At 43.5% G+C, this 11,096-nt stretch carries 10 protein-coding genes and 1 riboswitch; of the genes, 7 read left to right on the forward strand and 3 right to left on the reverse strand.

The features are described 5' to 3' along the window. Positions 1–3: 3 nt before the first annotated feature. The 4 genes from AB4185_RS16290 (at position 4) to AB4185_RS16305 (ending at position 5,569) form a co-directional block, all read left to right on the forward strand. Positions 4–978 carry an HlyD family secretion protein gene (locus AB4185_RS16290; protein WP_017070946.1) on the forward strand — a complete coding sequence of 325 codons (975 nt, stop codon included), beginning with the start codon at positions 4–6 and terminating at the stop codon, positions 976–978. A 7-nt stretch (positions 979–985) separates the two neighbouring features. Beyond that, a complete protein-coding gene (locus tag AB4185_RS16295) occupies positions 986–2,287 on the forward strand; it encodes an ABC transporter permease (RefSeq protein WP_372135667.1) in 1,302 nt (433 codons plus the stop codon). Then, positions 2,284–3,456, forward strand: a complete 1,173-nt coding sequence (locus AB4185_RS16300; RefSeq protein WP_372135668.1) for an ABC transporter permease — start codon at positions 2,284–2,286, stop codon at positions 3,454–3,456. Before AB4185_RS16295 ends, AB4185_RS16300 begins: the two co-directional genes overlap by 4 nt. Before the next feature lie 571 nt (positions 3,457–4,027). Further along, a complete protein-coding gene (locus AB4185_RS16305; protein ID WP_017059723.1) occupies positions 4,028–5,569 on the forward strand; it encodes a sodium:alanine symporter family protein in 1,542 nt (513 codons plus the stop codon). A 143-nt stretch (positions 5,570–5,712) separates the two neighbouring features. Here AB4185_RS16305 and AB4185_RS16310 read toward each other — a convergent pair whose 3' ends face one another. From AB4185_RS16310 to AB4185_RS16320, 3 genes are all read right to left on the reverse strand, one after another. Continuing rightward, complete coding sequence (locus tag AB4185_RS16310) at positions 5,713–5,940, reverse strand: hypothetical protein (protein WP_372135669.1); 228 nt, start codon at positions 5,938–5,940, stop codon at positions 5,713–5,715. A gap of 322 nt (positions 5,941–6,262) precedes the next feature. Next, on the reverse strand, positions 6,263–6,997 hold the full coding sequence (locus AB4185_RS16315; RefSeq protein ID WP_372135670.1) for a chromosome partitioning protein ParA: 735 nt from the start codon (positions 6,995–6,997) through the stop codon (positions 6,263–6,265). A 131-nt stretch (positions 6,998–7,128) separates the two neighbouring features. After that, entirely contained in the window at positions 7,129–7,287 is a 159-nt protein-coding gene (locus tag AB4185_RS16320) for a hypothetical protein (protein ID WP_004733573.1), read from the reverse strand. A 301-nt stretch (positions 7,288–7,588) separates the two neighbouring features. After that, a riboswitch (glycine riboswitch) is annotated at positions 7,589–7,723 on the forward strand. Positions 7,724–7,851: 128 nt separating this feature from the next. Between AB4185_RS16320 and AB4185_RS16325 the strand changes: the two genes are divergently transcribed. The 3 genes from AB4185_RS16325 (at position 7,852) to AB4185_RS16335 (ending at position 10,877) form a co-directional block, all read left to right on the forward strand. Further along, positions 7,852–9,222, forward strand: coding sequence for a sodium:alanine symporter family protein (locus AB4185_RS16325; RefSeq protein WP_017059726.1), 1,371 nt, complete (start codon positions 7,852–7,854; stop codon positions 9,220–9,222). A 384-nt stretch (positions 9,223–9,606) separates the two neighbouring features. Then, positions 9,607–10,419, forward strand: a complete 813-nt coding sequence (locus AB4185_RS16330; protein WP_017063797.1) for a winged helix-turn-helix domain-containing protein — start codon at positions 9,607–9,609, stop codon at positions 10,417–10,419. Next, positions 10,416–10,877 carry a hypothetical protein gene (locus tag AB4185_RS16335; protein ID WP_017059728.1) on the forward strand — a complete coding sequence of 154 codons (462 nt, stop codon included), beginning with the start codon at positions 10,416–10,418 and terminating at the stop codon, positions 10,875–10,877. Before AB4185_RS16330 ends, AB4185_RS16335 begins: the two co-directional genes overlap by 4 nt. The last annotated feature ends 219 nt before the right edge of the window (positions 10,878–11,096 follow it).

An 11,096-nucleotide genomic window follows, 5' to 3' on the forward strand; every position in this document is an offset into this window, starting at 1 on the left:
TTCATGAAACCTATTAAGCCCCTTCTTCTATCTTTAGTTGGTATCGGCGTTATTGGCTGGGTCGGATACAGTTTCTATCAAGCTTATCAACCTCAGCCGGTTAAGCTTCAAGGTCAAATCGATGTGCAGCAATACAGCATCTCATCGAAAGTACCTGGCAGAATTGATGAAATATTCGTGCGCAAAGGCGATTCGGTTGAAAAAGGCGAATTGATCTTCTCTCTACTAAGCCCTGAGATTGATGCGAAGCTAGAGCAAGCAAAAGCTGGTCAGAAAGCCGCTGGTGCATTAGCACAAGAAGCAGAGAATGGCGCGCGTACTCAACAGATCCAAGCGGCTAAAGACCAATGGTTGAAAGCCAAAGCAGCTGCCGATCTGATGGACAAAACCTACCAACGTGTAAACAACCTTTACAACGATGGTGTGGTTGCCGAGCAGAAGCGTGATGAAGCCAAAACACAGTGGCAAGCGGCGAAGTACACCGAAAGCGCTGCATTCCAAATGTATCAATTAGCGCAAGAAGGTGCGCGTGACGAAACCAAAGTGGCCGCCGCTCAAAAAGCGTTAATGGCAGCGGGTGCGGTAGCGGAAGTTGAAGCTTACGCAAAAGACACACAGATCCACAGCTGGTTTAATGGCGAAGTCTCTCAGGTTCTATTGAGCAGTGGAGAACTTGCACCACAAGGCTTCCCTGTTGTGACTGTTATCGACACCAAGGATGCTTGGGCTGTGCTCAATGTTCGTGAAGACATGCTTAAGCATTTCGAGAAAGGCAGCCAGTTTGAGGCGTACCTACCGGCTCTGGATAAATCATTAACTTTCCAAGTAACTCACATCGCCGTAATGGGTGATTTCGCAACTTGGCGCTCAACAGACGCAGCACAAGGCTTCGATTTACGTACTTTTGAAGTAGAAGCGCACCCTGTCGATACGAGCGAAACACTGCGTATGGGCATGAGCCTAGTGGTTGAGCTTTAGGTGACTTATGTCTGCTAACTCTCAATATACTGGATCGCAATCTAGAGGCTCGCAATCAACTGAGCATCATAGAGCGAAGAATACCTTGCTTCGGCAGTGGGCGATTGTCCGCAAAGACAAATGGTTGTTGTCTTGCCTAACTTGGATTCCTTTGCTGCTTGCTGCCAGTATCTGGCTGATTTTTTCACAAGGGATCGCTCGTGACTTACCGGTCGCAGTTGTCGACCTTGAGCACAGTCAAATCTCGCAACAGTTCACACGCCTTGTTGATGCTTCACCAACACTGCAAGTCACTCAGAAATACAGCTCAGCGAGTGAAGCGGCAAAATCGATGATCGAACGTGATATCTACGGCTATGTTGTAATACCTAAACACTTTGACCGAGATATTTACCTAGGTTTAAACCCGCAGGTATCCGTGTTCTACAACAGCCAATTTATCTTGATCGGCAAATTAGTGAACTCGGCTCTGCTACAAGCTCAAGGTACGTTTAACGCTCAACTTGAAGTGGTTAAACAACTGTCACTCGGTGATACCACAGTCCAATCAGCATTAGGCCAAGCAGTAACAGTGCAAAGCCAGATCACGCCACTGTTTAACAAGAACAGCAGTTATGCTCAGTTCTTGGTGTCTGCAGTTATTCCTGCACTGTGGCAGATCATGGTTGTGGTCGGCACGATATTAGTTTTAACGGCGAACGTTAGAGCACGTGGCCTTCAAGCTTGGTTATCCAACGCACCTATGAAGTCGCTAACCTCAACATTAATACCTTATGCTGTCTTATTTTTAATGTTTGGTATCGCGTTTAGCTTTTGGTTCTATGCTCTCTTAGACTGGCCATTTAACGGCAGCTTTGTGGCATTGACTATTGCCCAACTGCTAACCGTGATCAGTTGTATCATTATGGGTTGTTTGTTTTTCTTCTTAACACTTGATCCAGCAAGGGCGATGAGTTTCGCTGGCGCATTTACGGCACCAAGCTTTGCGTTCATGGGTATTACCTTTCCAGTAACAGACATGAACACAGCTGCTCAAATTTGGAGAAGCTTATTGCCCGTGAGTCATTACATCGAAGTACAAACGGCGCAGTCTAGTTATGGTGTGAGCGCAACACAGTCTTTGATCAGCCTCTCTTCTATGTTGTGGTACGCAGTTCCTGCTTTCGTGGTAATGTTGCTAATTAAGAAACACTTAGCGCAATCAACTCTAACTGCACAAGCAGATCCATCTACAAAAGCAGCTATATCTGCAAAAACAACGCCGTCAACACAGCCAGAAGCATCAGCACAACAAGGAGTAAAACGATGAGCTTTACTCAACTGCTCAAGCAAGAACTCTTAGCGGTATTGCGCAACCCTGTCGTGCTTCTTACGGTATTTGGTGGTGTGGTCTTCTATTCCTTCTTGTATCCATTGCCTTACGCGAACCAAGTTCCTCAACAACTGAAAGCTTCGGTTGTGAACTTGGATAAGAGTCAAAGCAGCTATCAATTAGAGCGTATGGTGGATGCCACCTCTCAAATCGAATTGGTTCGTCGAGACTCCACCATCGCCGATGCGAAACAAGCCGTACTTAACCAAGAGATTGGTGGGTTCCTCGTCATTCCAGAAAACTTCTATAAAGACTTGCTGCTCGGTAAGAGCCCGACACTTTCTTACGCTGGTGATGCTTCTTACTTCTTGGTCTACGGAACCATTGTTGAAGGGCTTGCCAAGGCCGGTGGTACGTTAGCTGCGCAAGTTAAGGTCAGCCATTTGTTAGTCGAAGGTGTGCCTTTCGAATCAGCAGCCAAAGGTTACAGTGCATTCAGCTTGAACCTGAAACCAACGTTTAATAGTCGCATGGGATACATCGATTACGTGGTTCCAGCCGTCTTTGTTTTGATCCTGCAACAAACTTTAGCCATGGCTTCTGGTTTAGTTGGAGCGACCCAAAATGCTCAACCAACGTTTGGCTACTGGAGCAAAACCTCTCCAGCGAAACTGATGCTTGCCCGCTGTTGTACCTTAGTCGGCATTTATTACTTGTTGTCGATGTACTACTTCGGCGCTAGCTTTTCGATGTATGGGATAAACCAGCTCGCCTCAACAACACAGATCTTAACCTTACTTCTGCCCTTCTTACTGGCCAGCTGTTTGATCGGGATTTTTATTGGTGAGTTAGTGCCACGAAGAGAGCTAGTCACGGTTGTAGTGTTAATCAGTTCAATGCCACTGATCTTTTCTTCAGGTTTTATCTGGCCGGTTGAAATGATGCCTGAATGGTTAGTTTTGTTATCACAGCTGTTCCCAAGCACACCGGCGATCCAAGGTTTCTTAGCACTTAATCAGATGGGTGCATCTTGGCAAGAAGTGGCGTCTCAATGGACATTACTATGGGGACAGGTTTTATTGTGGGGTTCGTTATTGGCACTTAAGCTCTACCACAAATCCAGCAAAGGCACGGTTGGCAATAGCAATAGTCATCGAGCCGTTTAGTTTTATGTTCTAGCGGAAAGTATTCATGCTTTCCGCTCATTAAAAAAGCTCTGATAAAGGGCTTTTTTAATATCCTCAGATCCGAATACACCTTCAGCCTTCGAATGTTTAAACACCGCCAAAACATATCGAATACTCGAACTCTCCTACGTTCCCTCTATGTCCCCCCTATGTCCCTAAAGCCCATCACTCTGAATTCTCCTTCACCCGTCCCTAAAACAACTACTGCATATACTGTTCTCAGCCTAAAAAGCACCGACTTATTCCAAAATGATGACAAAACCCGAACAATTGTAAATTTATTGTAAAAATTTCTTTGTTGGCATTATTTTTATGTATAGGATTATCAGTAGGACTTGGTAGCCCGAATACCATAGTCTTATTGGTGCACATACCAAAAGGATATCCATATAAAGCAAGATCAGTACTTATATTTATTTCGTTTTTCGACCTAGCTACAGCCGTTTATGTTGCCGTCGAATGAAGTAGATATACCGCTGAGATATACAAATCAAATAGAAAACAAACACAACAGCAACAAACATAATTTATTAAAAAGACAGGGAAAACCATGAAAAACATACGTGAATTATTTTTTGGGTTTATATTATTGTTTAGTTCCAGTGCATTTGCAGAAGAAGGATCATTTAACCAAGCTATCAGCAACTTAAGTCAAAGTGTTGATGGGTTTTTCAACGAATACACAGGTTGGTTCGTTGGGCTGATATTTAAAAGTGTACCGATTGGTGAAGCTAACTTCCCCGTGATTGTTGGCTGGCTGTTGCTCGCTGCGATCATCTTCACTGTTTACTTTGGCTTTGTTCAATTTAAACGTGTCGGCATGGCGATAGACATTATCAAAGGTAAGTATACCGACCCTAACTCTAAAGAGGACGGCGAGGTTTCTCACTTTCAAGCGTTAACAACGGCGCTTTCTGGTACTGTCGGGCTTGGTAACATTGCCGGTGTTGGTGCTGCACTTGCGATTGGTGGTCCTGGCGCGACATTCTGGATGATCTTGTGTGGCCTTCTGGGTATGGCTTCTAAGTTCTGTGAGTGTACTTTAGGTGTGAAATACCGAACTATCCTACCTTCAGGTGTTGTTTCGGGTGGGCCAATGTACTACCTAAGCCAAGGTCTTGGTGAAAGAGGTTTAGGCGGACTAGGCAAAGTGCTCGCTATTGGTTTCGCATTAATGTGTATTTTGGGCGCATTGGGCGGCGGTAACATGTTCCAAGCTAACCAAGCACACGCCATGTTAACTTACGCATTTGATGTACCAAGTGAATACGGTGTGATCACTGGCCTTGTACTTGCTTCTTTAGTTTTCTCTGTGATTGTTGGTGGTATGCCTTCTATCGCATCGGTAACGGAAAAAGTTGTTCCTTGGATGGCTGCTCTGTATATCGGTATGGCTCTGATTGTTATCGGTTCTAACCTTGATCAAGTTGGCCCTGCGTTCAGCGCAATCTTTACAGGTGCATTTACTGGTGAAGGTGTTGTTGGTGGATTCATTGGTGCGTTAATTCAAGGCTTGAAGCGTGCAACGTTCTCGAACGAAGCAGGTGTAGGTTCAGCAGCTATCGCTCACTCAGCGGTTAAAACAAAAGAACCAATCACCGAAGGTCTAGTATCACTATTAGAACCGTTCGTTGATACGGTAATCATTTGTACAATGACCGCATTGGTTATCACTATCGCTGGTTTAAACGTAGGTCCATTCGATGGCTCTGGTTTAACGGGTGTAACGCTGACTGCTGCATCGTTTACTGAAACGGCAGAAGTATTCAAATACACACTCGCTCTCGCAGTAATCATGTTTGCGTTTTCTACCATGATCTCTTGGTCGTACTACGGTCTTAAAGCTTGGACTTACCTATTTGGTGAAGGCAAAACAACGGAGCTGATTTTCAAAGTGATGTTCTGTGTGTTTGTTGTTATTGGTGCCACGATTCAATTTGGTGCGGTAATCGACTTCTCTGATGCGGCTATCTTTGCGATGTCTATCTTCAACATTCTTGGTCTGTACTTCTTGATGCCAGTTGTGAAGAAAGAACTGCAATCGTTTGTTGCTCGTGTGAAATCAGGCGAAATCAAAACGTATGAGAAATAACGTTTAGTGGAATGAGGTTTTGCTCTAGTAGCTAACTGCATTCTAAGAAACGACACAGCTCTAAAAACGAAACTGTTCTAAAAATTTTTGTAAGACCCTTTGCTTGAGAAAGCGAGAACAGGACTGCAACTTATCCAAAATCCCTACCAGCTTGGCTTGTGGGGATTTTTTATGTCTGAACGATTAGGCGAATAACTACCTTCAATGCCCTGCTCACTCTTTTCACCCTTTTCACTCTGTTCATCATCGTGTTCAACATCGACACGACGAACCAACTCTTCTACTTTGATCATCTCTTTTTGCGCTAATGGCGAGCAACAATCATCGAAACAATAAGCTATGGTGCAGTTCTCACAAAGATACTCTGGCATCACTCCATCCCTTGTCGTCAAAGCAGCCAAATGCGAGCTAGCAATCGACTGCGTGTTCATCCTGAACAACACTATTATGCAGCGACTCTGAGCTGAAAATATGTATGCAAAGTCATTTAATAGACAACAAGTAACATATCATTGTGGATATACGTAACTATTCACAAATATCTAAGCAAACAATGAAAACACTTAAATAATCAATAATGAGAACGCACCGGATCTATGCTCTCGACAAACGCAAAACGCCCACATCACGTGTGTGATGTGGGCGTTTCAATATTTAATGCAAAACTAACGTTAGGTTGGTAAAGCCTTCGGCTTATAGACCCATCTCTTCAGTGAGCGTTTTGATCTGCTTGAGATCCATGGTGTGGACTTCAATCATTTGTCTGATATCGCTCAGTCGAGAGTTAGCGTTATCTTGCTTCTCACACGCGTCAGATTTCGCATCCCATGATGTGCCATCTAAGTAAACATCACACGCTTTCTTAAGAGAACCAAGATTCTGCTCGAGTTGATCTCTTTCTTTCTCAAGTTTTTCAAGTTCTTGAGAAATCTGTAATTCTTTTCGGAAAACTTCACGCGCACGCTCAAACAAAGTCGATTGCATGTCAGCCTGACGATTAAGTTTCTGGTTGTCTTGCTGAGTTTGCTCTAACGTTTGCTTCTGTTCGTTTAGCTGCTGCTCTAACGAGTAGTTCGCTTTCTCTAAAACCGAAGACTGCTTCGCTAGGTCTTGGAGCTCTTTTTGATGTTCTTCTGTTTGTTTTACTAGAGCGGCTTCTACTTTTGCATCGATTTCGGTATCGACTTTTGCCACTTTAGTTTCAACGGATGTCATCAACTGTGTTTTGCTGTCATGCAGTTCTTGATAACGAGTTTCGAGTACCTGATAAGTGGACTCCCACTTCGAAGCCGTGATTGTAGAACCGATCAAGCCACCTAACGCCAAACCTATAACCGCAGCAATGCCGATATAAAGCTGACTGCGCTTATCGCGTTCTTCAATAACAACCACTTCATCTTGTTCGCTTTGTCGAGATTGCTGGTTCACTAGCGGGTACTCCCAAAAATTTGTTTAACGTTACACGGTCACTGATACTTTAAGCTCAACTAAACCTATTGCCCAAGCCAGAAGCACTTGAGCTTTGCTAACACGTTTATCCTATCTGCTCACAGACAGATTTAACGAGTTAACTCCGAAATCATCAGGCTGGCAGTATACAAAAGGAAGCTGCTAACGATAACAATCACTACCCATTTTTGCAGTTTTTCGTTTGTCCGGTAACGAAACAGCACAAATGCCAAAGCCAATAAAAAAACAATCGCTATTAATCGAGTCATAACTCCTCCTTGTTTCTCTATTTTATACCATTTAAATAAGCAAGTTACGTCAGAGACTCGTTGTTTGATCATTTAGTTGAACAACATTTGAGCAAACAGATATTTTGTAGCTGACATCACATTTTATATGATCTAGGATACGCCTACAGATTACCTAATTATTTAGGTAATTGTTCCGATGAAGACTGCAGGAGAGTGGTTTTTAACTAAATATTAACATTTAGTTAGATAAACCCGCCGAAGAAGTAAATCTTTCAGGCGCTTTGTGCTGGAGAAATCCAGAAAAGTGAGGACTGTCGTTGGAGGAACCTCTGGAGAGAACCGTACTACTTTTTTTGTAGCAAGCGGTCGCCGAAGGAGCAAGCTTAGTGCCCGTTACTTATCTATAAGTGATTCGCTAAGTGAAACTCTCAGGCAAAAGGACAGAGGAGTGGAAAGCAACAGCCTTAATTAACACAAGAATTCTATCTAGAAATCCGTATGTATTAAGTAGTGCGCCCGATCCCTGAGATCTGTACTGCCTTCCCTCTTCTCCTTAAATTTTTAATTTATTAAGGGGAATCTATGAACCACCTACAAGCTACACTACAAACCATCAACCAATTCGTTTGGGGACCACCACTGCTTATTCTGCTAGTGGGTACAGGTATCTACTTTACTTTTCGCTTAGGCTTACTCCAGTTTAGACACCTCCCAACTGCACTGAAAATGGTGTTCAGCAAAGACAAATCTGGTACGGGTGACGTATCGAGTTTCGCGGCTTTGTGTACTGCACTTTCAGCAACCATTGGTACAGGTAACATCGTTGGTGTAGCGACCGCAATCAAGATTGGTGGCCCTGGTGCCCTATTCTGGATGTGGCTTGCCGCTGTATTTGGTATGGCGACCAAGTACGCAGAATGTCTACTCGCCGTTAAATACCGCAGAACCGATAGCAATGGCGAAATGGTTGGCGGCCCAATGTACTACCTGCAATACGGTGTCGGCTCACGAATCTTAGCGGTAATGTTCGCTGTCTTCGCGCTCGGCGTTGCTTGCTTCGGTATCGGTACCTTCCCACAAGTCAACGCTATCTTGGACGCAACTCAAATCTCATTTGGCGCTTCGCGTGAGATGTCTGCTGTCGTTCTTACGATATTAGTGGCAGTGGTTACCCTTGGTGGTATCCAATCTATCGCTAAAGTGGCAGGGAAAGTTGTTCCTACTATGGCGGTTATGTACGTCGTCGCGTGTTTAAGCGTTCTGATTTCAAATGCCGACCAACTACTGAATGCCATTACCCTTGTTGTGACTTCTGCGTTTACCAACACAGCAGCAACCGGTGGTTTCTTTGGCGCGAGCATCATGCTTGCTATCCAATCAGGTATCGCTCGTGGTGTGTTCTCGAACGAATCTGGCCTAGGTAGCGCACCAATGGCTGCAGCAGCGGCTAAAACAGACTCATGTGTGAAACAAGGACTTGTCTCTATGACAGGTACCTTCTTCGACACCATCATCATCTGTACGATGACAGGTTTGGCGCTTATCTTAACGGGTGCTTGGCAGACTGATCTTTCAGGCGCTGCGATGACCACTCACGCATTCGCTGTTGGTCTGAATGCAGATACCCTTGGCCCTATGTTGGTTTCTGTTGGCTTAATCTTCTTTGCGTTTACAACAATTTTAGGTTGGAACTACTACGGTGAGCGCTGTGTTGTGTTCTTGCTAGGTACCAAAGCTGTATTGCCTTACAAGATCATCTTCATTGCGTTGGTGGCTTCTGGTGCATTCTTAAAGCTCGACATGATCTGGATAATGGCTGATATCGTGAACGGCCTAATGGCAATTCCGAACCTAATCGGGCTTATCTTGCTGCGCCACGTTGTTATCGAAGAAACCAAGCTATTCTTCAAACCGTTGACGTCTTCAAATGATTGTGAAGCAGTTAAAGCGTAAACTGAAGTGATTGAATACCAAGCCCGCATTCAACTGCGGGCTTTTTTATTTTCATCACATAGCGAAACGTCTTAAATTATTATGCAGCACATATGCCCTTATAAATAACAAGAATATTAAATCGACCACTATGCGATTTAATAAAGAAGATAGAAGACTACTAAAAAGAACACTAATAAAACCAACACTTAATTAGATATTACTTATATTTAACAGATTGTGCGTAGGTGTCAGGCATTTTGTAACAAACATATTAAATTTCTTTTCGTTTCAACGACACAAAAAACCAGAAGAATAAAACATGTGACTTTAATTCATATATTAGTCAGTTTATAGTCATCTACATTGTAGAGAGAATTATAATAAAAATAAAACGTTGGCTATATGATCAGGTTCGACCCGATTAAAAACCGTATTTATAACGATGAACGTTCTATTAAAGTAGGATACCGTGAAACTCGGGTCCTGGAGTTATTACATAAAAACTCACCCGATATTGTTAACAAACAAGATATTATTAGCTTCGCTTGGGGAAACGAGTTCATAGGGGATACGTCACTAGCGAAAAGTATAAGTTTACTGCGCCAAGGGTTCGTTAGATTAGGCATCAAAGAAACCCCAATCGTCACCGTTCCTAAGGTGGGCTATCGCCTTATCGATGAGTGCGTGGTAATCGACTCCCCCATCAATAATGCAGCCACAACTCCCCTTGCTGATGCGAGCAACCTGATACCCGTCGGCAATAACGGTATTGCTATCGGTGCAGCTGTTGCAGTCGAACCTAAGCCTAACCCTAAACAAAGTTCGTCGGCTTACTTTCCCACTGCTGAAAACCGAAACAAGTTGTGCTACTTCACCACTGGCTGCTTACTGTTGGCATCAGCGTTATTGGCTTTTGCTAAGGTTAATGAGAGAAACCTCAGCGATATCAAACCCGTTAACCGGCTCAGCGAGCAATGGATAGGTCAAATACAAGTTTTCCAAGCCCCTGAAATGGCGATGACGCCAGAGCTAGAAAGCATTCTCTATCAGTATCAATGTGATTGCGTGGCGTACATTAGCGAAGAAGCGGAATATTCTGAGCTCTCTATTCTGAACAAAGCCACACGCCAGTCCGTCAACATCTTTTACACGCCAACCCAACTAGATCAAGCCAGTACCGAACTGGCCCTATTCCTAGAAAGAGGTCAATTATGATGCCAATCGTTGCGCTCATTTCTGCATTCGTTTTATTGGTTGGCATATGGAGTATCCCTTCGCCCCAACCAAAAGAAGAGCATCGCTACCAACATAGCGTGGTGGACCTGATAGTGAATGACAATGTATTACGTACCGACGGATTAACGAAAATAAGTAACAACAAGGTGCTGCACCTGATGTCCGTTCAAGACGACAACATGCCCGACCCACTTGTTCTGCGATTCAGAGGAACAGCCCGTCCTTCTCAATCACTTTTCTTTTCTATTTCTGGCACCATTGACTTAGTCTCTGTGCAAAAAATAAATAAAACAATGAATGACAGCCGATTGGCGCCTTACCTGTTAATCAACAATGACCCATTAACGGTAAAGATTGATATCTTAAGTTCGAATGATTTATTTGCCATCATTAAAACGTGTAATACAGGCCGAACGCAACTTCTGGCCAAACGATAATTAGAGATAGTTTAACCACTAGCAAAAAGTGCCCTATTATCAAGTAGCAAGCTTTTCCGATATTACACATAAAAAACGGATGGTTATTTTCATTATTTTATCAGTAATACAATTATTACAGTCTTCCTTACTTTAAGTGTTTGCATTTTAAAACCGATAGCAAAGCAAAATATTCAAGTTAGATTTTTACTCTTTGTCACTCACTACCTGCCCACCTTA

The organism is Vibrio sp. 10N.286.48.F5 (genome assembly GCF_041469785.1).
Taxonomy (GTDB): Bacteria; Pseudomonadota; Gammaproteobacteria; order Enterobacterales; family Vibrionaceae; genus Vibrio; species Vibrio crassostreae_C.

Coding starts and splice junctions, on each gene's coding strand:
- AB4185_RS16290 (WP_017070946.1), top strand. CDS start 4: ATGAAACCTATTAAGCCCCTTCTTCTATCTTTAGTTGGTATCGGCGTT.
- AB4185_RS16295 (WP_372135667.1), top strand. CDS start 986: ATGTCTGCTAACTCTCAATATACTGGATCGCAATCTAGAGGCTCGCAA.
- AB4185_RS16300 (WP_372135668.1), top strand. CDS start 2,284: ATGAGCTTTACTCAACTGCTCAAGCAAGAACTCTTAGCGGTATTGCGC.
- AB4185_RS16305 (WP_017059723.1), top strand. CDS start 4,028: ATGAAAAACATACGTGAATTATTTTTTGGGTTTATATTATTGTTTAGT.
- AB4185_RS16310 (WP_372135669.1), bottom strand. CDS start 5,940: ATGCCAGAGTATCTTTGTGAGAACTGCACCATAGCTTATTGTTTCGAT.
- AB4185_RS16320 (WP_004733573.1), bottom strand. CDS start 7,287: ATGACTCGATTAATAGCGATTGTTTTTTTATTGGCTTTGGCATTTGTG.
- AB4185_RS16325 (WP_017059726.1), top strand. CDS start 7,852: ATGAACCACCTACAAGCTACACTACAAACCATCAACCAATTCGTTTGG.
- AB4185_RS16330 (WP_017063797.1), top strand. CDS start 9,607: ATGATCAGGTTCGACCCGATTAAAAACCGTATTTATAACGATGAACGT.
- AB4185_RS16335 (WP_017059728.1), top strand. CDS start 10,416: ATGATGCCAATCGTTGCGCTCATTTCTGCATTCGTTTTATTGGTTGGC.